Origin of the sequence: Serinicoccus chungangensis, assembly GCF_001483745.1 — a bacterium.
Taxonomy (GTDB): domain Bacteria; phylum Actinomycetota; class Actinomycetes; order Actinomycetales; family Dermatophilaceae; genus Ornithinicoccus; species Ornithinicoccus chungangensis_A.
Genome location: NZ_LQBL01000003.1, coordinates 178,499 through 199,073, shown reverse-complemented (window position 1 = coordinate 199,073; position 20,575 = coordinate 178,499). Strand labels below are relative to the sequence as shown.

General features: G+C 72.4%; 18 protein-coding genes and 3 tRNA genes. 12 read left to right on the top strand and 9 right to left on the bottom strand.

What is annotated here, in order from left to right; genetic code table 11:
- Positions 1-45 precede the first annotated feature (45 nt).
- The 5 genes from AVL62_RS02600 to purU all read left to right on the top strand — a co-directional run bounded on the left by AVL62_RS02600 (position 46) and on the right by purU (position 6,086).
- Complete coding sequence (locus tag AVL62_RS02600) at positions 46-891, top strand: ATP-binding cassette domain-containing protein (RefSeq protein ID WP_058890115.1); 846 nt, start codon at positions 46-48, stop codon at positions 889-891.
- A gap of 106 nt (positions 892-997) precedes the next feature.
- On the top strand, positions 998-2,596 hold the full coding sequence (locus AVL62_RS02595; protein ID WP_058890114.1) for a Re/Si-specific NAD(P)(+) transhydrogenase subunit alpha: 1,599 nt from the start codon (positions 998-1,000) through the stop codon (positions 2,594-2,596).
- The gene (gene pntB / locus AVL62_RS02590; protein ID WP_058890113.1) at positions 2,593-3,996 is read left to right on the top strand and encodes a Re/Si-specific NAD(P)(+) transhydrogenase subunit beta; all 1,404 of its coding nucleotides are present in this window, start codon (positions 2,593-2,595) and stop codon (positions 3,994-3,996) included. The genes AVL62_RS02595 and pntB overlap by 4 nt, the downstream gene beginning before the upstream one ends.
- Before the next feature lie 12 nt (positions 3,997-4,008).
- Positions 4,009-5,133, top strand: a complete 1,125-nt coding sequence (locus AVL62_RS02585; protein WP_058890112.1) for a P1 family peptidase — start codon at positions 4,009-4,011, stop codon at positions 5,131-5,133.
- Positions 5,134-5,219: 86 nt separating this feature from the next.
- Positions 5,220-6,086 carry a formyltetrahydrofolate deformylase gene (purU, locus tag AVL62_RS02580; RefSeq protein WP_058890111.1) on the top strand — a complete coding sequence of 289 codons (867 nt, stop codon included), beginning with the start codon at positions 5,220-5,222 and terminating at the stop codon, positions 6,084-6,086.
- Positions 6,087-6,180: 94 nt separating this feature from the next.
- Here the strand turns inward: purU and AVL62_RS02575 are convergent, their stop codons facing one another.
- Positions 6,181-6,951 (bottom strand): SDR family NAD(P)-dependent oxidoreductase, encoded by a 771-nt coding sequence (locus AVL62_RS02575; RefSeq protein WP_201023175.1) that lies wholly within the window; start codon positions 6,949-6,951, stop codon positions 6,181-6,183.
- 81 nt (positions 6,952-7,032) lie between these two features.
- Positions 7,033-8,664, bottom strand: coding sequence for an AMP-binding protein (locus AVL62_RS02570; RefSeq protein ID WP_083518602.1), 1,632 nt, complete (start codon positions 8,662-8,664; stop codon positions 7,033-7,035).
- Between the two features lie 64 nt (positions 8,665-8,728).
- On the opposite strand from AVL62_RS02570, the gene AVL62_RS02565 reads away from it, so the two are divergent.
- Together AVL62_RS02565 and cutA are read left to right on the top strand one after the other, a co-directional pair.
- Positions 8,729-10,051, top strand: a complete 1,323-nt coding sequence (locus AVL62_RS02565; RefSeq protein WP_058890109.1) for an aminotransferase class III-fold pyridoxal phosphate-dependent enzyme — start codon at positions 8,729-8,731, stop codon at positions 10,049-10,051.
- Between the two features lie 24 nt (positions 10,052-10,075).
- Positions 10,076-10,438, top strand: a complete 363-nt coding sequence (gene cutA, locus AVL62_RS02560; protein WP_058890108.1) for a divalent-cation tolerance protein CutA — start codon at positions 10,076-10,078, stop codon at positions 10,436-10,438.
- 10 nt (positions 10,439-10,448) lie between these two features.
- Here cutA and AVL62_RS02555 read toward each other — a convergent pair.
- Positions 10,449-10,522: transfer RNA gene (locus AVL62_RS02555), tRNA-Gly, on the bottom strand.
- 81 nt (positions 10,523-10,603) lie between these two features.
- Between AVL62_RS02555 and dcd the strand changes: the two genes are divergently transcribed.
- Positions 10,604-11,185 (top strand): dCTP deaminase, encoded by a 582-nt coding sequence (gene dcd, locus AVL62_RS02550; protein ID WP_058890107.1) that lies wholly within the window; start codon positions 10,604-10,606, stop codon positions 11,183-11,185.
- A 90-nt stretch (positions 11,186-11,275) separates the two neighbouring features.
- Here the strand turns inward: dcd and AVL62_RS02545 are convergent, their stop codons facing one another.
- Positions 11,276-13,645, bottom strand: coding sequence for a (Fe-S)-binding protein (locus AVL62_RS02545; protein ID WP_058890106.1), 2,370 nt, complete (start codon positions 13,643-13,645; stop codon positions 11,276-11,278).
- Positions 13,646-13,790: 145 nt separating this feature from the next.
- On the opposite strand from AVL62_RS02545, the gene cysK reads away from it, so the two are divergent.
- Together cysK and epsC are read left to right on the top strand one after the other, a co-directional pair.
- Positions 13,791-14,726 (top strand): cysteine synthase A, encoded by a 936-nt coding sequence (gene cysK / locus AVL62_RS02540; RefSeq protein ID WP_058890105.1) that lies wholly within the window; start codon positions 13,791-13,793, stop codon positions 14,724-14,726.
- Between the two features lie 2 nt (positions 14,727-14,728).
- Complete coding sequence (gene epsC / locus AVL62_RS02535; RefSeq protein ID WP_058890104.1) at positions 14,729-15,352, top strand: serine O-acetyltransferase EpsC; 624 nt, start codon at positions 14,729-14,731, stop codon at positions 15,350-15,352.
- Positions 15,353-15,453: 101 nt separating this feature from the next.
- Here the strand turns inward: epsC and AVL62_RS02530 are convergent, their stop codons facing one another.
- Both AVL62_RS02530 and AVL62_RS02525 read right to left on the bottom strand, forming a co-directional pair.
- A complete protein-coding gene (locus AVL62_RS02530; RefSeq protein ID WP_058890103.1) occupies positions 15,454-15,801 on the bottom strand; it encodes a YtxH domain-containing protein in 348 nt (115 codons plus the stop codon).
- A 96-nt stretch (positions 15,802-15,897) separates the two neighbouring features.
- Positions 15,898-15,980 (bottom strand) — tRNA-Ser (locus tag AVL62_RS02525).
- Between the two features lie 211 nt (positions 15,981-16,191).
- Between AVL62_RS02525 and AVL62_RS02520 the strand changes: the two genes are divergently transcribed.
- Positions 16,192-16,395 carry a cold-shock protein gene (locus AVL62_RS02520; protein WP_022926015.1) on the top strand — a complete coding sequence of 68 codons (204 nt, stop codon included), beginning with the start codon at positions 16,192-16,194 and terminating at the stop codon, positions 16,393-16,395.
- A 78-nt stretch (positions 16,396-16,473) separates the two neighbouring features.
- Here the strand turns inward: AVL62_RS02520 and AVL62_RS02515 are convergent, their stop codons facing one another.
- Positions 16,474-18,072, bottom strand: coding sequence for an LCP family protein (locus tag AVL62_RS02515; RefSeq protein WP_058890102.1), 1,599 nt, complete (start codon positions 18,070-18,072; stop codon positions 16,474-16,476).
- 117 nt (positions 18,073-18,189) lie between these two features.
- Between AVL62_RS02515 and AVL62_RS02510 the strand changes: the two genes are divergently transcribed.
- A tRNA-Ser gene (locus AVL62_RS02510) sits at positions 18,190-18,281 on the top strand.
- A gap of 72 nt (positions 18,282-18,353) precedes the next feature.
- Here the strand turns inward: AVL62_RS02510 and AVL62_RS02505 are convergent.
- Both AVL62_RS02505 and AVL62_RS02500 read right to left on the bottom strand, forming a co-directional pair.
- Positions 18,354-18,647, bottom strand: a complete 294-nt coding sequence (locus AVL62_RS02505; RefSeq protein ID WP_058890101.1) for a hypothetical protein — start codon at positions 18,645-18,647, stop codon at positions 18,354-18,356.
- The gene (locus AVL62_RS02500) at positions 18,644-20,473 is read right to left on the bottom strand and encodes a phosphoenolpyruvate carboxykinase (GTP) (RefSeq protein WP_058890100.1); all 1,830 of its coding nucleotides are present in this window, start codon (positions 20,471-20,473) and stop codon (positions 18,644-18,646) included. Before AVL62_RS02500 ends, AVL62_RS02505 begins: the two co-directional genes overlap by 4 nt.
- Between the last annotated feature and the right edge of the window lie 102 nt (positions 20,474-20,575).

Below are 20,575 nucleotides of genomic sequence, written 5' to 3'. Positions count from 1 at the left end.
TGTGGTTGCCTCCCACCCACCGAGCCTCGCGAGGGGTGAGCTGACGTGACTGACACTCCAGCCATCGAGCTGCGGGAGGTATGCCGTGACTTCCGGCGCCCGCGCACGTCCCTGCGGGAGGCGCCGCCGGTGGTGCGCGCGGTCCGGGACGTGTCGCTGACGATCGGGCGGGGCGAGCGCTTCGGCATCGTGGGCGAGTCCGGATCGGGGAAGTCCACCCTGCTGCGACTCCTCTGCGGGCTGGACCGGCCGACCTCGGGAGAGATCCTCGTGGAGGGCCGCTCGATCGGCGACCAGCCGGCCCGGCGCCTGGGCTGGCTGCGCAGGAGGCTGCAGCTGGTCTTCCAGGACCCGATGAGCAGCCTGGACCCCCGCCTGCGGGTCCACGACATCATCGCCGAGCCGCTGGTCTCGCAGGGCATCGGCGGCGACCACGCGGACCGGGTCGGCGAGCTGCTGGAGCAGGTCGGGCTGGACCGGGAGGCGGCCCGGCGCTACCCGCACCAGTTCTCCGGGGGGCAGCGGCAGCGGATCTCGGTCGCCCGGGCGCTGGCCCCCGACCCGGACATCCTCGTCATGGACGAGCCGGTCTCGGCGCTGGACGTGTCGGTGCGGGCGCAGGTGCTCAACCTCGTCGACGAGATCGTCGACGGGCTCGACCTCACGCTGGTCTTCGTCAGCCACGACCTGTCCGTGGTGCGCCACGTCTGCGACCGGGTCGCGGTGATGCGGGCCGGGGAGGTCGTGGAGACCGGGGAGACCGAGCGGCTCTTCGCCGAGCCGCGCCACGACTACACGGCCTCGCTCGTCGCGGCCATCCCCGACCTGCACACCGCCCTCGCCGGCCGCACGGCCCAGGACCTCGCCCGTGGGGTGGGACCGACCTCCTGAGAGGTCGTCGCCGGTGTCGCGCGGCGGGTCCGCGGCCCCTGTGTCGGACGCCCCCGCTAGTGTCAGCAGCGCTGGACCACACTCGACGCAGAGAGGGGGGAGCGGCGTGCTGATCGGCATACCGCGCGAGCCCCGTGAGGCTCAGGCGATCGTCGCCGCCACGCCCACCACGGTGACGGCGCTGCGCAAGCGGGGTCACGAGGTGCTCGTCGAGCGCGGCGCGGGGGAGCGGGCGAGCTGTCCCGACGTGGCCTACGCCGAGGCCGGGGCCCGGCTCGCCGACCGTGCGGAGGTGCTCGCGGCCGACCTCGTGCTGCAGGTGGACGCCCCGACGACCGAGCAGCTCGACGCGATGCGTCCCGGTGGCGCCGTGGCCTCGCTCATGGCCCCGGCCCGGGCGCCGGAGCTGCTCACGGCGCTGGCCGCGCACGGGGTCACCGGTCTCGCGATGGACGCCGTGCCGCGGATCTCACGCGCCCAGAGCCTCGACGTCCTGAGCTCCATGGCCAACCTCGCTGGCTACCGCGCGGTCATCGAGGCCGCGCACGACTACGGCGGGATGCTGGCCGGGCAGGTCACCGCCGCCGGCACCACACCACCGGCCACGGTCTTCGTCGTCGGGGCGGGGGTCGCCGGGCTGGCCGCGATCGGCGCCGCGCAGTCCCTCGGCGCGCAGGTGCGCGCCTTCGACGTGCGGCCGGAGGTCGCCGAGCAGGTCGAGTCGATGGGCGCCACCTTCGTCAGCCTCGAGGTCGAGGTCGAGGTGGGCGGGGGCCGCTCCGACGGGTATGCCGGTGAGCTCACCGAGGACGCCGAGCGCGCCACCCAGGAGCTCTACGCCCAGGAGGCGATGACGGCCGACATCGTCGTCACCACGGCGCTCATCCCCGGCCGGCCGGCGCCGAGGCTCATCGACGCCGGCACGGTCGCGGCGATGCGCCCGGGCTCGGTCGTCGTCGACCTGGCCGCCGCCAACGGCGGCAACGTCGAGGGCACGATCGCCGACCAACGGGTCGTCACCGACGGCGGGGTCACGCTCCTCGGCTGGACCGACCTCGCCGGGCGGATGCCCGCGCAGGCGAGTCAGCTCTACGGCACCAACATGGTCAACCTGGTGGCCCTGCTCGCCGCTGACCCTCGCGCCGCCGACACCGCCCTCGACGACGCCGCCGGCCCCCCGCTCGTGCTCGATCTGGAGGACCAGGTGCTGCGGGCCATGACCGTGGCCCACGACGGCGAGGTCCTCTGGCCGCCGCCGCAGGTCGCGGTGAGCGCCGCGCCGGCCCCGGCCCCTGACCGGGGCGAGGCAGCCGGGGAGCCAGGCGCACGGCATACCCCGGACGACGTGGTGCGGGACCCGCGGCGTCGTCGGGCGGTCGTGCTCACCCTGGCGGTGCTCGCGGCGGTGGGTGCCGCGTTCGCGCCGGACGAGCTGCGGATGCACCTCACGGTGTTCGCGCTCGCCGTCATCGCGGGCTATTACGTCATCTCGCACGTGACCCACGCGCTGCACACGCCGCTCATGTCGGTGACCAACGCCATCAGCGGCATCATCTGCGTGGGGGCGATCCTGCAGGTCGGCAGCGACAACACCTGGGTCACCGCGCTCGCTCTGGTCGGCATCACCGTCGCGTCGATCAACATCTTCGGCGGGTTCACGGTGACCCATCGCATGCTGGGGATGTTCCGGAGGGCGGACTCGTGACACTGACCTCGGCGGTGGACGCCGCCTACCTGGTCGCCGCGCTGCTCTTCCTCGGTGCCCTGGCCGGGTTGTCGCGGCACGAGTCCGCCCGCCGGGGCAACCTGCTCGGCATCACCGGGATGGCGCTCGCGCTCCTCGCGAGCGTCGTGCTCGCGGTGAGCACCGCGGAGCGGGGTGCGCTGGCGACCCTGCTGCTCATCGCCGCGGCCATGTCGGTGGGGGCGGTCGTCGGCGTCTGGCGGGCCCGCGTCGTGGCCATGACCGGGATGCCGGAGCTGGTCGCGATCCTGCACAGCTTCGTCGGGGTCGCCGCGGTGCTCGTCGGCATCAACACCTTCCTCGGCGAGCGGCAGACCGGCGCGGCCGGCGTCAGCCAGCGGATCGAGATCGCGGCCGGCGTCCTCATCGGGGCCGTGACCTTCACCGGGTCGGTGGTCGCGTGGGCCAAGCTCTCCGCGCGGATGAGGAGCGCGCCGCTCGTGCTGCCGCGGCGCCACCTGATCAACCTCGTCGTGGTGCTCGCGAGCCTGGCGGTCTCGGTGTGGTTCGTCGTGGCGCCCAGCCTGGCGCCGTTGCTCGTCCTCACGCTGCTCGCGCTCGCCCTGGGCGCCCACCTGGTCGCCTCGATCGGCGGGGGCGACATGCCGGTCGTCGTCTCGATGCTCAACTCCTACAGCGGGTGGGCCGCCGCCGCGGCCGGGTTCATGCTCGGCAACGACCTGCTCATCATCACCGGCGCGCTCGTCGGCAGCTCCGGGGCGATCCTGTCCTGGATCATGTGCCGGGCCATGAACCGCTCGTTCGTCTCGGTCATCGCCGGCGGCTTCGGGGCCGACCCGGTGCCGGGCGCCGGCGGCGACGACGAGGTCGGCACCCACCGTGAGGTCGGGGCCGAGGGGGTGGCGGAGATGCTGCGGCAGGCCCGCACGGTGGTCATCACCCCGGGCTACGGCATGGCGGTCGCGCACGCCCAGCACCCGGTCGCCCGCCTGGTGGAGCGGCTGGGCGAGCTGGGTGCCGACGTGCGCTTCGGCATCCACCCCGTGGCGGGGCGGCTGCCGGGCCACATGAACGTCCTGCTGGCCGAGGCGCGGGTGCCCTACGACGTCGTCCTCGGCATGGACGAGATCAACGGCGACCTCGCCTCCACCGACGTCGTGCTCGTCATCGGCGCCAACGACACCGTCAACCCGGCCGCCATCGAGCAGCCGGGCAGCCCGATCGCAGGGATGCCCGTGCTGCAGGTATGGGAGGCCCGGGACGTCGTGGTGTTCAAGCGCTCGATGGCGACCGGTTACGCCGGGGTCCAGAACCCGTTGTTCTTCCGCGACAACACGCAGATGATCTTCGGGGACGCCAAGGCCAAGGTCGAGGAGATCCTGGCCGCGCTGAGCCCGTGACAAGGTAGGCGCATGCAGCCCACCGCCGGCCCGACGAACTCCCTGCTGGACGTGGCCGGCCTCGCGGTCGGACACCACCAGCGGGTCGGTGACGGGTGGCTCACCGGCACGACGGTCGTCCGCTGCCCGGCCGTGGGTGCCGTCGCCGGGGCGGACGTGCGCGGTGGGGCCCCGGGCACCCGGGAGACCGACCTGCTCGATCCGCGCAACCTCGTCGAGCGGGTGCACGCCCTCGTGCTCTCGGGAGGGTCGGCCTTCGGGCTCGCGGCCGCCGACGGGGTCATGCGCGAGCTGTATGCCCACGGCCGGGGCTTCCCCATGGGGGGACCGGGCGAGGTGGTGCCCATCGTGCCGGCCGCCGTGTGCTTCGACCTGGGGCGGGGCGGGAACTTCGGGGCCTTCCCCGACGCCGGGTTCGGGGTCGCCGCACTGCAGGCGGCGCAGGAGCACGGAGGTGCCGCGGACCAGGGCGGTGGGCCTGCGGGGGCGGGGGCGGGGCACGTGCCCCAGGGCAGCGTCGGCGCGGGCACAGGCGCCCAGGTGGGCGGGCTGCGGGGCGGGGTGGGCACCGCCAGCGGCGTGCTGCCCGACGGCACGACGATCGCCGCGCTCGTGGTGGTCAACGCCGTGGGCTCCGCGGTCGACCTCACGACCGGCGAGCTGTGGGGCGCCCGGCACCTGGTGGCCGAGGACCTCACCGGCCTCGGTGAGTGGCCCGACGGCCGGTGGCCGCAGCGCCCGCGCCCCGAGGAGCTGGCGGCGGCGCGCGCGGCCGCCGAGGAGGCGAACGCCACCAGCTCGGTGCCGCGGTCGCTGGCCACCACCATCGGGGTGGTCGCGACCGACGCCACGCTCGACCCGGCGCAATGCGCCCGGCTCGCCACCAGCGGGCACGACGGCATGGCCCGCGCCGTCAACCCGATCCACACGATGTTCGACGGCGACAGCCTCTTCGGCCTCGCGACCTGCGCCCGGGACGCCCCGGACCAGGCGGGCGTCCACGCGATGCTGCATACCTCGGGCGAGGTCGTCACCCGGGCCATGGTCCGGGCCGTGCTCGCGGCAACGACCATCACCACCCCGGCCGGCACCTGGCGCAGCTACCTCGACGCCTTCCCCTCCGCCGCCCGTCCCTGATCCCGCATCCTGGGTGCGGGATCAGGCCGGCGGAGTGGCTCTGGGGGCGCGCCGGTGACCCCCGGGACGTCCTAGACTGGGCGTCCGTGAGCCCCGAGACCAACCGCGACTTCGTGCTGACCCTGTCGTGTCCCGACCGCAAGGGCATCGTCTACGCGGTCTCGCGCACGCTGCTGGAGCACGACCTGTCCTTCACCGACAGTCAGCAGTTCGCCGACCCGAGCAGCGGTGAGTACCACCTCCGGATCGAGGCGCACGCGGACGGTGACCCCATCGGGGTCGAGGACCTGCGGGACGCGCTGGCACCGGTGGCTGCCGAGCTCGGCGGTCAGTGGCAGGTGCACGACCAGGCCGAACCGCAGCGGTTGCTCATCATGGTGAGCCGGATGGGGCACTGCCTCAACGACCTGCTCTTCCGCACCCGCACCGGGCAGCTGCCGGTGACCATCCCGGCCATCGTGTCCAACCACGAGGACTTCCGCGGCCTGGCGGAGTGGCACGGGATCCCCTTCCACCACGTGCCGATCACCGCGGAGACCAAGCCGGAGGCCGAGGCTCAGCTGCGGGCGATCGTCGACGACCACCGCGTCGACACCATCGCCCTGGCCCGCTACATGCAGGTCCTCTCGCCGGAGCTGTGCCGCGACTACTCCGGGCGGATCATCAACATCCACCACTCGCTGCTGCCCAGCTTCAAGGGTGCCAAGCCCTACACCCAGGCGCACGACCGTGGCGTGAAGGTCATCGGTGCGACCGCGCACTACGTCACCGCCGACCTGGACGAGGGCCCGATCATCGAGCAGGACTTCCGGCGGGTGGACCACCGGCTGACCCCGGCCCAGCTCGCGCAGCAGGGGCAGGAGGTCGAGGCGGCCGCCTTCTCGCGGGCCATCCGCTGGCACGCCGAGCACCGGGTCGTCCTGCGCTCGGGTCGCACCATCGTCTTCTCCTGAGCCGACCGCGGCCGGGCCGGCCGTCCCAGGGTGACCACGTGAGGGGATCGGCACCCCCTCGACCCCAGCCGCGCGCCTGGCGGCGACACGAAGGTCACCCGGGCGGGGTGAACCGCCCGTCGATCGCGGTCCAGCCGCCGTCGACCATCACCTGGCTGCCGGTGACGAAGCTCGCCGCGTCCGAGGCCAGCCACGCCACGGCCCCGACCATCTCCTCAGGCCGCGCCCACCGACCCAGGGCCGACTTCTCGGCATACGCCCGGTCCCAGTCCGCGTCATCGCGGATCTGCTGCGTCAGCGGCGTCGCCACGACCCCCGGCGCGACCGCGTTGATGCGCACCCCGGCCGGTCCGAGCTCCGCCGCCCACGTGCGCACCAGCTGCGTCACCCCGGCCTTGGTCGCGGCATACACCCCTTGCCCCGGCTCGACGGTGACCGCGCGGATCGAGGTCAGCGCGACGACGGACCCCCGCCCGCGCTCGACCATGCCGGGCGCGAAGGCGCGCACCGCCTGGAAGGTGCCCCGCAGGTTGAGGTCCACGACGCGGTCGAACTCCTCGGCCGTGTAGTCCAGCAGCCGCTTGCGGACGTTCATCGCGGCGGTGAGCACCAGCACGTCGACGTCACCGAGCTGCGCGGCACAGCGCGCCAGGGCGTCGGTGTCCAGCACGTCGACGGGGTATGCCGCTCCTCCCGGCGCGCGCTCCAGCGCCGCCCGGGCGACACCCGGGTCCTGGTCGAGGCAGCTCACCCGGGCGCCCTGGGCGGCCAGGCCGGCGACGATCTCGGCGCCGATCCCGCCGCACCCGAGCACCGCGGCGTGCCGGCCGTCCAGGCGGAACATCTGTGCGTAGTCCAGGCTCATGAGCCGATCTTGCCAGCAACCATGCGCGGCGCTCGGTGGGGCTGGGGGCAACCAGTGGCGGCGCTCGGTGGGGCTGGGGGGTCAGGGCTCCTGCAGCAGCTCGGCGCCGCGCTCGCGCAGCTCGACCTTGCGCACCTTGCCGGTGACCGTCATGGGGAACTCCTCGACGACCTGCACGTGGCGCGGGATCTTGTAGCGGGCCAGCGAGCCGGAGCAGAACTCCCGGACGGCCTCCGCGGTGAGCGGTGCGGCTCCCTCCCGCAGCCGCAGGAAGGCCATGAGCTCCTCGCCGTAGCGCTCGTCGGGCACCCCCACGACCTGGGCGTCGAGCACGTCCGGGTGCGCGTGCAGGACCTCCTCGACCTCCCGGGGGGAGATGTTCTCCCCACCGCGGATGACCAGGTCCTTGATGCGGCCGGTGATCTCGACGTACCCCTCGTCGTCCATCACCCCGAGGTCCCCGGTCGACATCCACCCGTCCCGCAGCACCTCGGCGGTCCGCTCCGGGTCCTCCCAGTAGCCGAGCATGACCGAGTAGCCCTGGGTGCAGAACTCCCCGGCCGCACCCCGGGGCAGCACCTCGCGCGTCGTCGGGTCGACGATCTGGATCTGCAGGTGCGGCCCCACCCGGCCGACGGTGCCGACCTTCTTCTCGAAGGGGTCGTCCGGGGCCGTCTGCGTGGACACCGGCGAGGTCTCGGTCATGCCGTAGCAGATGGTCATCTCCTCGACACCCGCCTCGATGAGCGAGCGCATGACCGACGCCGGGCACGGCGACCCGGCCATGATCCCGGTGCGGACCGTGGCCAGGTCCGCGGTCGTGAGCTCGTCGTCGGCGTCGAGGAGCTCCAGCATGGCGATGAACATCGTCGGTACGCCGTAGAGCGAGGTGCACTGCTCGTCCCGCACCGCGCGCAGGGTCGCTCCCGGGTCGAACGCCGGCCCCGGGATGACCGCGCATGCGCCGTGCGTGGTCGCCGCGAGCGTGCCCATGACCATGCCGAAGCAGTGGTAGAACGGCACGGGTATGCAGATGACGTCCTGCTCGGTGTAACGGCACCCCTCCCCGACGAAGTAGCCGTTGTTGAGGATGTTGCGGTGGGACAGCGTCGCGCCCTTGGGGAAGCCGGTGGTGCCGGAGGTGTACTGGATGTTGATGGGCTGGTCCGGGGTGAGCGTCGCCTGCAGCTCGGCGAGGCGTCCGGGGCTGACCTGGTGAGCCCCGGCCAGCGCCTCGTCCCACCCCTCGTCACCGATGACGAGCACCTGGGCGAGGTCGGGGCACCCGTCCCGGACCCGCTCGACCATCTCGGGGTAGGAGCGGCCCCGGAACTCCTGCGCGACGACGACCGTGCGGGTCCCCGACTGCCGCAGCACGTAGGCCAGCTCACGCTCGCTGTAGGCCGGGTTGATGGTGACGAGGATGGCCCCGACCTTGGCGGTCGCCAGCTGCACGAGGGTCCACTCGGCGCAGTTCGGCGCCCAGATGCCCACCCGGTCACCGGTGCGCACCCCGGAGGCGACCAGCGCGCGGGCGACGAGGTTGACGTCGCCGACGAGCTCGGCATACGTCCAGCGGCGCCCGGTGGCGACCTCGACCAGCGCCTCGCGGTCGGGGTGCTGGTGGGCGGTCTCGTCCAGGTTGTCCCCGATGGTCTGCTCGAGCAACGGCGGTTCGCCGACCCCGATGGTGTGCGCCAGCGCCTGTGCCATGCCCCCCATCCTGCCGTGCGTCCGCGACGGGCACCAGGGGTGCGGCTGGCCTAGAGTCGCTCCCATGACGACCGCTCCCGACCTCGCCCGCGACGTCCGGATCCGGGAGCTCTCCCGGGCCCATGTCATGACCTCCTGGTCGGCTCAGCGGGCCATCGACCCGGTGCCGCTGGCCGGGGGCGAGGGCGCCTACTTCTGGGACCACCAGGGCCGGCGCTTCCTCGACTTCTCCTCCCAGCTGGTCAATGTCAACATCGGCTACCAGCACCCGCGGCTGTCGGCCGCGATCGCCGAGGCCGCCGGGCGGCTGACCACGGTGGCCCCGGCGTTCGCGGAGGAGAGCCGCGCCGAGGCGGCCGCCCTCATCTCGGGGCTGGCGCCGGAGGGCATGAGCAAGGTCTTCTTCACCAACGGCGGGGCGGAGGCCAACGAGAACGCCCTGCGGATGGCCCGGGCGCACACCGGCCGGCACAAGGTCCTGGCGTCCTACCGCAGCTACCACGGGGGCACGGCCGGGGCCATCACCCTGACCGGCGAGGCCCGCCGGTGGGGTGGCGAGCCCGGCATCCCGGGGGTCGTGCACTTCTGGGGCCCGCACCTGTACCGCAGCGAGTTCCACGCCACGACGCAGGAGGAGGAGAGCGAGCGCGCCCTGCTGCACCTGCGGCACACCCTCGAGGCCGAGGGACCGGGCCAGGTCGCCGCGATCATCCTCGAGACGGTCGTCGGGTCGAACGGCATCCTCGTGCCGCCACCGGGCTACCTGCCCGGGGTGCGGGCGCTGTGCGACGAGTTCGGGATCCTGCTCATCCTCGACGAGGTGATGGCCGGCTTCGGGCGTACCGGAGCGTGGTTCGCCCTCGACCACTTCGGGGTGCGGCCCGACCTCATCACCTTCGCCAAGGGGGTCAACTCCGGGTACGTCCCGCTCGGCGGCGTGGTCATCGACGACCGGGTTGCCGCGACCTTCGACGAGCGCCCGTTCCCGGGCGGGCTGACCTACTCGGGGCACGCCCTGGCCACCGCCTCGGCCGTCGCCGCGATCACGATCATGCGCGAGGAGGGCGTCGTCGAGCACGCCGCTCAGGTGGGGAAGCACAGCCTCGGGCCGGCGGCGACGGCCCTCCTGGGCACGACCCCGCTGGTGGGGGATGTGCGCGGGCTCGGGGTGTTCTGGGTCGTCGAGCTCGTGGCCGACCACGCCTCGCGCGAACCCGCCTCTGCTGCCATGATGAAAGCGGTGCAGGCCGGTTGCCTGGAGCGGGGGATGTGGCCCCTCATCGTGGCCAACCGCGTGCACCTGGTGCCGCCGTGCGTGATCACCGACGAGGACGCCTCCCGTGGCGTGGCGATCCTCGCCGACGTGCTGGCGGGCGTGACGCCGTGACCGCTCGAGCAGGAAGCAGGGGCTATGACCGACCCGTCCCATCTGGTGGAGGTCCGCGTCAGCGTGCCCTCGATGGAGTCCGCCCGGCACATCGGTGAGGAGCTCGTCGCCCGGCGGGCGGCCGCCTGCGTGCAGGTTCTGGGGCCGATGACCTCGATCTACAGCTGGAGCGGGGAGGTGCACGAGAGCAAGGAGTGGTTGCTGCTGGCCAAGACCTCCAGGGAGGCCTTCGGCCGGCTCTGCGAGACCGTGCGGTCGCTGCATCCCTACGAGGTGCCCGAGATCATGGCCGTGCCCGTCGTCGACGCCCTCGACAGGTATGCCGCGTGGGTGACCCACCACCTGCGGGGGTCGGGGGCCGAGCAGCCCCGGGGGCCAGGCTACTGAGTCCGGCGCGTGGAGCGGGCGACGAGAATCGAACTCGCGTATTCAGCTTGGGAAGCTGATGTTCTACCATTGAACTACGCCCGCGCGGCCTCGGATCGAGGCGACAGTCATGATAACCACCCCGGGTGTCCACGACCAAAGTCACCCCCCGGCTAGGGTGTCGTCGTGCTGCTCTCCGACCGCGACATCCTCGCCTCGATCGACTCCGGGCGGGTCCGGCTGGACCCGTGGGACCCGACGATGGTCCAGCCCTCCAGCGTCGACATCCGGCTGGACCGCTACTTCCGGCTCTTCGACAACCACAAGTACCCCGTCATCGACCCGGCGCAGGAGCAGCCCGACCTGACCCGCCTGGTGGAGGTCGAGCCGGAGGAGAGCTTCGTGCTCCACCCGGGTGAGTTCGTGCTCGGGTCCACCTACGAGCAGGTGAGCCTCCCGGACGACATCGCTGCCCGCGTCGAGGGCAAGTCCTCGCTGGGGCGGCTGGGGCTGCTCACGCACGCGACGGCCGGGTTCGTCGACCCGGGCTTCACCGGTCACGTGACCCTGGAACTGTCCAACGTGGCCACCCTGCCCATCGTGCTGCACCCGGGGATGAAGATCGGTCAGCTCTGCTTCTTCCGGCTGAGCTCGGCCTCGCAGCACCCCTACGGCAGCTCGGAGAAGGGGAGCCACTACCAGGGCCAGCGGGGGCCCACCGCCAGCCGGTCCTGGTCGAACTTCTCCCGCAGCGACGTCGCCCGCTGAGCGCCCGCCGCGTCCGGACTGCGCCGGACACGCGTCCGGACTGCGCCGGACACGCGTCCGGTGCGGGCTCACCGCGCGTCCGGTGCGAGCCTAACGCGCGTCCGGTGCGGCGGCGGGGGCGTCGTCGTCCTGGCTCGGGTCGGGCTGGTCTGAGTCGGGCTGGTCCGGGGTGGTCTCGTCCTGCCCGGCGCGGCGGACGGCGGCGAGCAGCATCTGGGCGACGTCGACGACCTCGACCTCCTCGCGGGCGCCCTCGGCCTGCTTCTGCGTGAGGCCGTCGGAGAGCATGACCCGGCAGAACGGGCAGCCGATCGCGATGCGGTCGGCGCCGGTGGCCAGCGCCTCCTCGGTGCGGTTGAGGTTGATGCGGGTGCCGAGCTTCTCCTCCATCCACATCCTGGCGCCGCCGGCGCCGCAGCAGAAGGACTTCTCCCCGTGCCGGGGCATCTCGGTGAGCTGCACCCCCGGCAGCGCCCCGATGAGCTCGCGCGGCGGGGCGTAGACCTGGTTGTGCCGGCCGAGGTAGCACGGGTCGTGGTAGGTCACCGACCCCGCCGTCGAGGCCGCGCCCACCGTGTCCGCGGAGTCCGGACGGGAGACCGGGGTGAGGCGCTTCTCCCGCACCAGCCGGTTGAGCAGCTGGGTGTGGTGCACGACCTCGAACTGCCCGCCGACCTGCGGGTACTCGTTCTTCAGCGTGTTGAAGCAGTGGGCGCAGGTCACGACGATCTTGGTCGCACCCACCTCGTTGAGCACCTCGACGTTCTGCATCGCGAGCATCTGGAAGAGGAACTCGTTGCCGCTGCGCCGGGCCGGGTCGCCGGTGCAGCTCTCGCCGTCGCCGAGCACCGCGAAGCTCACCCCGGCGGTGTGCAGCAGCTCGGCCACCGCGCGGGTGGTCTTCTTGGCGCGGTCCTCGAACGCGCCGGCGCACCCGACCCAGAAGAGGTAGTCCATCTCCGCCAGGCTCTCGAGGTCCTCGCCCACGACGGGGATGTCGAAGTCGAGGTCCTTGGCCCAGTCCATCCGCAGCCGGGCGTTCATGCCCCACGGGTTGCCCTTGTTCTCGAGGTTCTTGAACAACCCGCCCAGCTCGGAGGGGAAGGCCGACTCGATGAGGTTCTGGTAGCGCCGCATGTCGACGATCGCGTCGACGTGCTCGATGTCGACCGGGCACTGCTCGACGCAGGCGCCGCAGGTGGTGCAGGACCACAGGACGTCCGGGTCGATGACGCCACCCCCGTCGGGCACCGTGGGGTCGCCCTCGGTCTCGCCGACCAGCGGGCGCTGGGCGGCGATGACCGCGGTCGTGGGGATGCCGTGCAGCTGCTCGGGCAGGCCCTCGGCCCCCGGCCCGCCGGCCGACTCCAGGGCCTGGGCGGCGGCCTCCCGGTGCTCCTCGCCCGCCTGCAGCCAGGGCGCCACGGCGTGGTGCTGGTCGCGCAGGTTCTTGACGAGCATCTTGGGCGAGAGCGGCTTGTCGGTGTGCCAGGCCGGGCACTGCTCCTGGCAGCGCCCGCACTCGGTGCAGGTGGAGAAGTCGAGCAGGCCCTTCCAGGTGAAGTCCTCGACCTTGCCGACGCCGAGCGCGGCGTCCTCGTCGAGCTCCTCGATGTTCTCGAAGTCCACCGGCTCGCCCGCGACCCGGATGGGCTGCACGGCACCGAGCGACGTCGCGCCCCCCGGGTGGCGACGGAACCAGATGTTGAAGAAGGCGAGGAAGCGGTGCCAGGCGACACCCATCGTGGGGGTACGGGCGATGACGATCATCCACGCCATGGAGATGAGGATCTTCAGCAGGGCGACCCCGATGATCCACCCCTCGAGGGTGGCGGCCGACGCCCCGGTCAGGGGCGCGCCGAGCCAGGCGGTGAGCGGGAAGTGCAGGGCGCTCGCCCACTCCTCGCCGGTGACCCGGCCCAGGGCGTACTCCAGCGCCCGGAGCGCCACGATGCAGACACCCACGCCGAGGATGACGAGCTCGACGACGTAGGCCTGCCAGAACGTCGACCCCCAGAACCGGGAGCGGCGGCCGTGGCCGCGGGGGTGCTCCCGCTGCCGCACCACGATCAACGCGACGATGCCGATGACGGCACCCCACCCGAAGAGCTCGGTCAGCCACTCGTAGGGCCAGAAGTGGCCGATGAGCGGCAGCACGAAGTGCGGGTCGACGAGCTGGCCGTAGGCGGTGACCAGGGTGAGGAAGAGCAGGCCGAAGGAGACCATGACCACCCAGTGGGCCACGGCAACCCAGCGCTTGCGCGCCATCCTGGTGTGCCCCACCACCTCCCGCACCAGCGTCGAGGTCCGCACCAGCGGCTCGTCGGTGCGGGTCTCGGGCTGCCCGAGACGGAACCGCTCGACGAAGGCCGCGAGGGTGCGGACGAAGAGGGCGACCGCGGCCAGGGTGACCAGGCCCGCGACGACGATGGCGAGGACCTGCAGCGCTGCGAAGGACATGGGGGCAGCGTAGTCGTCGCCGCCGACAGGACGCAGCGCGCACGGGCGGCCCGCGCGACGGCATCCGGGGAATAACAGGGTGTTGCATGATGTATAACGTGCTGAGAGCAGCATCCTGCTGACCCTGCGACGAAAGGCTTCTCCCGTGCGCGTCCACGACGACATCACCCAGGCCATCGGCGGCACCCCGCTGGTGCGCCTCAACCGCCTGAGCAAGGGCATCGCCGACGGTGCCCAGGTCCTGCTCAAGATGGAGTCGCAGAACCCCGCCGCCTCGGTCAAGGACCGCATCGGTGCGTCCATCATCGACGCCGCGGTCGAGGCCGGCGAGCTCCAGCCCGGCGGCACCATCGTCGAGGGCACCTCCGGCAACACCGGCATCGCCCTCGCCATGGTGGGGGCCGCGCGCGGCTACAAGGTCGTCCTGGCCATGCCCGAGACCATGAGCATGGAGCGCCGCGCGCTGTTGCGCGCCTACGGCGCCGAGCTCGTGCTCACCCCGGGGCCGGAGGGGATGAAGGGTGCCGTCGCCAAGGCCGACGAGATCGCCGAGGAGCGCGGCGCGGTCCGGGCCCGGCAGTTCGCCAACCCGGCCAACATCAAGGTGCACTACGAGACGACCGGCCCGGAGATCTGGGCCGACACCGACGGCCAGGTCGACATCTTCGTCGCGGGCGTCGGCACCGGGGGCACCATCACCGGCGCCGGCCGCTACCTGCGCGAGCAGAAGCCCGACGTCGGCCTGGTGGTCGTGGAGCCCGCCGACAGCCCCATCCTCACCGGCGGTCAGCCGGGCCCGCACAAGATCCAGGGCCTCGGTGCCAACTTCGTCCCCGAGATCCTCGACACCGAGCTCTACGACGAGGTCGTCGACGTCGCCCTCGACGACTCGCTGCGTACGGCCCGCTCCCTGGCCACCGAGGAGGGTGTCCTGGCGGGCATCTCCTCCGGGGCCAACGTGTGGGGCGCGCTCCAGGTGGCGAGGCGTCCGGAGAACGCGGGCAAGACGATCGTCGTCATCATCCCCTCCTTCGGAGAGCGCTACCTCTCGACCGTCCTCTTCGAGGACCTGAGGGACTGACCATGCCGACCTGGCTGACCCGGGGCGCGCGCCGTGGCGCGGAGATCGTGCGCCGTGCCACGGACGCGGTCCGGGAGGACCTCGACGCCGCCGTGGAGCGCGACCCCGCGACCAGCAGCCGGCTCGAGATGGCACTGGCCTCGCCGGGGCTGCACGCGCTCTGGGCCCACCGGGCGAGCCACGCCCTGTGGACCTCGGGCAGGCGCCTGCCGGCCCGGCTGCTCTCCCAGGCGGCACGGGCCGCGACCGGGGTCGAGATCCACCCCGGCGCCACCATCGGCCGCCGGTTCTTCGTCGACCACGGGATGGGGGTCGTCATCGGGGCGACCGCGGAGATCGGTGACGACGTCATGCTCTACCACGGCGTGACCCTCGGCGGGCGGTCCCTGGACCCCACCGTCAAGCGCCACCCCACCCTGGGCGACGGCGTCACCGTAGGCGCCGGCGCCAAGATCCTCGGGGACATCGTCGTGGGCCACGGCGCCCAGGTGGGCGCCAACGCGGTGGTCACCAAGGACGTCCCCTCCATGGCGGTCGCGACCGGCATCCCCGCCACGGTGCGCCGTCCGGATCCCGGTCGGGACCCGCAGGAGGCGCTCTACGACGAGCCCGCGCTCTGGATCTAGCCGTGGCACCGCATACCCGCTGAGCGCGACACCGCCGGCCCCGGCATGACGAAAGCCCACCCCCGCTGCGGGGGTGGGCCTTCGTCATGTACGGGGGTGGGTCAGGGGAGCTTCTCCCCGCCCGGGCCGAACCCGGTGGCGTCGATCGTGGCGTCGCCGTCGGCGTCGAGGCTGCCGGTGGCGTTCTCGTAGGTGCCGTCCTGGCCGGTGCTCTCGTGCCCGGTGACCTTGGACTTCACGCCGTCGGCGGTGACCTTGGCCTGCTCGCTGACCTTCTGGCCGAGCTCGGGCGCCTTGGCCTTGACCTGCTCCACGGTCTCCTGGACCTTGGGGTTGCCCCAGGCCTTGCTGGCCTGGTCGGCGATCTGGTCGTAGCGCTCGCGGCCGGCGCGGGCGCCGAGGACGTAGCCGGCGGCGGCGCCGACCAGCAGCAACAGCTTGTTGCGCATGTTGACTCCTTCTCGTGGGTCTGCGTTCGCTCCGACCCTACCGCGCAGTCGGCGGGACGTCCGCCGGGATCGCCTGCTGCGGGGCGGACGTGCGCGCGGAGGGTGTGGGATTCGAACCCACGGAGGTTTCCCTCGGGCGCTTTCAAGGCGCCTGCACTCGGCCACTATGCGAACCCTCCAGGCCTCGGTCGGCCCGCGTGCGGACCGCGCCTGGCGTGCTGCCCATCATCGCACGGCCCTCGGATGTCACCATCGGGCCTTCCGGCTGATAGCGTGGTGTCTCGGTTGGCGTTGTATCTTCTCGCGAGTGAGCTGGGGGGTTCACCACCACCACCGTTCGCACCCTGCGGTCGGTTGCACATGCACAGCACATCAGAAAGAAGATCGCCCATGGCACAGGGAACCGTGAAGTGGTTCAACGCGGAGAAGGGCTTCGGCTTCATCGCTCAGGATGGCGGTGGCCCCGACGTGTTCGTCCACTACTCGGCCATCGAGACCAACGGCTACCGGACGCTCGAGGAGGCCCAGCGGGTCGAGTTCGACGTCACCCAGAGCCCCAAGGGGCCGCAGGCGGACGCCGTTCGCCCCGTCTGAGGTAGGTCGTTCCACAACCTTCCGCGAAGGCCCCCGTCACCCTCGAGGTGGCGGGGGCCTTCGGCATACCGGGGGAACTCAGTCGCAGACGGCGCCGACGTCCTCGAGCTCGTCGCTGGGCTCCTCGGTCGTCGTCGGGGTGTCCGGCGCGGGCGGCTCCGTGGTCGGCGCGGCGTCGTCGCGGGCCGTGGGGGCCTCGCTCGGCTCCGGCGCCGGGGGCTCCGGCGCCGGGTTGAGCGCCTCGTAGACCCGGGCGCGGATCTGCGAGTAGTTCGGGTCCACGGTGTCGATGTTGGCGCCGGTGAACGGCAGGCTGCGCATGGTGCCGTCCTGGACCTGCAGCACCAGGCCGGCCCACTCGTCGAGGTCCTCCTGCGGCAGGTCGGTGAGCACGTTGTCGCCCACCGCGCCGATGATCTGGGGGTAGCGCTGCAGCATGGTCATGGGGTTGACCTGGTCCACGACCGCCGCCACCATGCACCGCTGCCGTCGCATGCGGGAGAAGTCGTCGGTCGTCACCCGGGAGCGGGAGTAGGCCAGGGCCTGCGGCCCGTCCAGCCGCTGCGGTCCCGGCTCCAGCCACTCGTAGTCGGAGGTGGGGTCCAGCTGCAGGGTGCCGTTGGCGTCCGTGTAGGTGGAGCCCCCGATCGGGATGCGCTCCTGCACGTTGACGAGCACGCCCCCCATCGCGTCGACGAGGTCGGCGAAGCCGCGCATGTTGACGATGACCGTGTGGTGGATGGGTATGCCGAGGATCCCGGAGAGCACCTCGCGCGTCGCGGTCTGACCCGGGTTAGGGTCGTCGGCGTACCACTCCGGGTGCTCCTGCGCGGTGAGCTCCGCCTCGGTCCAGATGCTGTTCATGAGGCACTGGTCGCCGCAGTCGTAGACCGGGCCGTAGACCTCGTGCAGCGGGTTGTCGCGGGGGAGGGGGACGTTCTGCAGGTTGCGCGGGACCGAGAAGAGCACGCTGTCGCCGGTCCGCGTGTCGATGCTGGCGACGATCATGGTGTCGGTGCGGGTGCCCTCCCGGGCCTCGGCGGCGTCCGAGCCCAGCAGCAGGACGTTGACCCGGGGCAGGTCCTTCCACGGGTCGTCCGGGTCGTCGCCGACGACCGAGGTGGGGGTCGCGCCGCTGCTGCTCCCGCCCCCGCCGACGGTGCCCCCGCCGGCCTCGAAGACCTTGTCCACCGCGTCGACGTGGGCGGAGATGTAGCGGACCCCGAGCACGGCGGGAGCGGTCACCGCGAGGCACAGCACGGCCGTCAGGGTGGTCAGGGCAGCCCGCTGGCCGCGGGAGAGACGCCGCGGCGCCGCAGCGAGCGCGGTGAGGGCGATGGCCGCGACCCACACCAGCGTCCCCAGCACGAGCACCACCGCGATGGTCCGCAGCCGCCCGGTGTCGGCAGCGGTCTGCAGGGCCGTGGTTGTGAGCCCGTTGGTGAGCGCGTATGCGGCCAGGACGACCAGGGCGAGCGCGGCCAGCCCCAGGATCACCAGACCCAGGCGCCGCCGTGACGTGCCCAGCAGCCCCGCCCCCGGCACGACCGCGCTGAGCGTGGTCAGCCCTGCCGCCCGACCGACCCCCTCGCCCTGCTCCGGCTGCTCGGCGCTCGACCGCGACCGCGGCGCGGGTGCGTCGGACCCGGGGTCGGACGAGCCACGGGAGTCAGTCATGCCGGAGGTGCCTTTCGGGTCGAGGACGAACCTTACTCTCCCTCCGGACCCTGGTGCCGGGCTGGGAAGGAGGGGTTTGGTCGCGCCCAGCATGACAGGTAACCTGATCCACGCCGTGGAGGTGTCGCCTAGTCTGGTCTATGGCGCCCGCCTGCTAAGCGGGTTTCGGGTTTATAGCCCGATCGAGGGTTCAAATCCCTCCACCTCCGCCCCGGTCGCCACGCGCGACGAGAACCCCCGAGCCCTGGTGGCCCGGGGGTTCTGCCGTGCACGACGCCTGCTCAGGAGACGTCGGGCGCGTCCTGCTCCGGGTCGTTGGGGTCCTGGCCCTCCTGGCCGGAGCCGTCCGCGTCGTCGGTGTTCTCGGCGTCCTCGTCGTCCTCCGGGGCCGGGTCCCCCTGGGTCTCCTTCGACTCCTGCGCCTGGGCGGCCTCGTCCGAGCCCTCCTCGCGCTCCTGCTGGGCGAGCGCGTCGACCGTCTCCTCGATGTCGTGCTCTCCCGGCGGCAGCGGCTCGTCGGCCAGCATGGGCCGGCTGCCCTCGGGGCGGGGCTCGGAGCCCGGGATGATGCTCATGGGTGGGTGACCTCCTGCAGTCGTTGCTCGAGGATGGCCAGCTCGTCCTCCATCGCCGCCGGGAGGGACCCGGGGTTGAAGGCGGCGAACCACTCCTTGATCAAGGGAAGCTCAGCCTCCCACTCGGCGGCGTCGAACTCCAGCGCTGCCGCCACGTCCTGCGTGGTGAGGTCCAGGCCGGACACGTCCAGGTCCTCCGGCAGGGGCTGGTAGCCGATGGGGGACTCCTGCGCCTCGACCTCGCCCTCCAGCCGTCGGACGATCCACGTCAGCACCCGGGAGTTCTCGCCGAAGCCGGGCCACAGGAACGAGCCGTCGGCGTCCCGGCGGAACCAGTTGACCAGGAAGATCTGGGGCAGCCGGGAGGCGTCGGCCTGCTTGCCGACCTCCAGCCAGTGGCCCAGGTAGTCGCCCGCGTCGTACCCGATGAAGGGCAGCATCGCCATCGGGTCGCGGCGGACGACCCCGACGGCGCCCTTGGCGGCGGCGGTGGTCTCCGAGGAGAGGGTGGCGCCGAGGAAGGTGCCGTGCTGCCAGTCGCGGGCCTGCGTCACCAGCGGCACCGTCGTCCTGCGGCGCCCGCCGAAGAGGATCGCCGAGATCGGCACCCCGTCCGGCCGGTGGTACTCCGGCGCCAGCGTCGGCACCTGGGTGATGGGGGTGCAGAAGCGGCTGTTGGGGTGCGCGGCCGTGCGGCCGCTGCCGGGGGACCAGGCCTGGCCGTGCCAGTCGGTGAGCTCGGGCGGCTCCTCCTCGGTCAGGTCCTCCCACCACACGCCGCCCTCCGGCGTGCGCGCCACGTTGGTGAAGATCGAGTTCCCGGCCTCGATCGTCTCCATCGCCACGGGGTTGGTGCGGGCGTTGGTGCCCGGGGCCACGCCGAACAGCCCGAACTCCGGGTTCACGGCATACAGGCGGCCGTCCTCGCCGAAGCGCATCCAGGCGATGTCGTCCCCCACGAGCTCGGCGGTCCACCCCGGCACCGTCGGGCGGATCATCGCCAGGTTGGTCTTGCCGCAGGCCGAGGGGAAGGCGCCGGCGACGTAGTGCACGGCCCCGTCCGGGCCGGTGAGCTTGAGGATGAGCATGTGCTCGGCCATCCAGCCCTCGTCGCGGGCGATGGCCGACGCGATCCGCAGGGCGTAGCACTTCTTGCCGAGCAGCGCGTTGCCGCCGTAGCCCGAGCCGTAGGACCAGATGGCCCGCTCCTCGGGGAAGTGCACGATGTACTTGTCCTCGTTGCAGGGCCAGGGCACGTCCTGCTCGCCCGGCTGCAGCGGCGCCCCGAGCGAGTGCAGTCCCTGGACGTAGGGGGCCTGGAACTGCTCCATGCGCTCCAGCACCGGGGTGCCGACCCGCGCCATGATGCGCATGGACGCGACGACGTAGGGGCTGTCGGTCAGCTCCACGCCGAACTTGGGGTCGTGGGCGTCGAGGTGGCCCATGACGAAGGGGATGACGTACATCGTCCGGCCGGCCATGGAGCCGGCGAACCGCGGCCACAGCTCGTCCTTCATCTGCTGCGGCGCCACCCAGTTGTTGGTGTGCCCCGCATCCTTCTCCTCGACCGAGCAGATGAAGGTGCGGTCCTCGACCCGGGCGACGTCGTCGGGGTCCGACAGCGCCAGGTAGGAGTGCGGGATCCGCTCCTCGGCGAGCGGGCTGGCGGTGCCCGCGGCCACGAGGATCTGCTCGATGGTGCGCCGTTCCTCGTCGGACCCGTCCACCCAGACGACACGGTCCGGGCGGGTGTGGGCGGCCACCTCCCTCACCCAGGCGTCCAGCGCGGCGTGGCGGGTGCCACCGGTGGTCGTGATGTCGGGCATGGCCGTCCTCCCTGGCCTCGTCGCCAGTCGCGGGTGACCGGGGCAGCGCCGCCCCGGTCCTCCCACGGTAGCGCCGGCCGGCGGCCCACGGCAGCCATCTGC

What these genes read in the sequence shown, in the direction of transcription:
- cutA (WP_058890108.1), top strand. Translation starts at nt 10,076, where the DNA reads ATGACCGACCCGTCCCATCTGGTGGAGGTCCGCGTCAGCGTGCCCTCG.
- AVL62_RS02515 (WP_058890102.1), bottom strand. Translation starts at nt 18,072, where the DNA reads ATGACTGACTCCCGTGGCTCGTCCGACCCCGGGTCCGACGCACCCGCG.
- AVL62_RS02565 (WP_058890109.1), top strand. Translation starts at nt 8,729, where the DNA reads ATGACGACCGCTCCCGACCTCGCCCGCGACGTCCGGATCCGGGAGCTC.
- AVL62_RS02505 (WP_058890101.1), bottom strand. Translation starts at nt 18,647, where the DNA reads ATGAGCATCATCCCGGGCTCCGAGCCCCGCCCCGAGGGCAGCCGGCCC.
- AVL62_RS02570 (WP_083518602.1), bottom strand. Translation starts at nt 8,664, where the DNA reads ATGGCACAGGCGCTGGCGCACACCATCGGGGTCGGCGAACCGCCGTTG.
- AVL62_RS02520 (WP_022926015.1), top strand. Translation starts at nt 16,192, where the DNA reads ATGGCACAGGGAACCGTGAAGTGGTTCAACGCGGAGAAGGGCTTCGGC.
- AVL62_RS02530 (WP_058890103.1), bottom strand. Translation starts at nt 15,801, where the DNA reads ATGCGCAACAAGCTGTTGCTGCTGGTCGGCGCCGCCGCCGGCTACGTC.
- AVL62_RS02585 (WP_058890112.1), top strand. Translation starts at nt 4,009, where the DNA reads ATGCAGCCCACCGCCGGCCCGACGAACTCCCTGCTGGACGTGGCCGGC.
- AVL62_RS02500 (WP_058890100.1), bottom strand. Translation starts at nt 20,473, where the DNA reads ATGCCCGACATCACGACCACCGGTGGCACCCGCCACGCCGCGCTGGAC.
- AVL62_RS02575 (WP_201023175.1), bottom strand. Translation starts at nt 6,951, where the DNA reads ATGAGCCTGGACTACGCACAGATGTTCCGCCTGGACGGCCGGCACGCC.
- AVL62_RS02545 (WP_058890106.1), bottom strand. Translation starts at nt 13,645, where the DNA reads ATGTCCTTCGCAGCGCTGCAGGTCCTCGCCATCGTCGTCGCGGGCCTG.
- epsC (WP_058890104.1), top strand. Translation starts at nt 14,729, where the DNA reads ATGCCGACCTGGCTGACCCGGGGCGCGCGCCGTGGCGCGGAGATCGTG.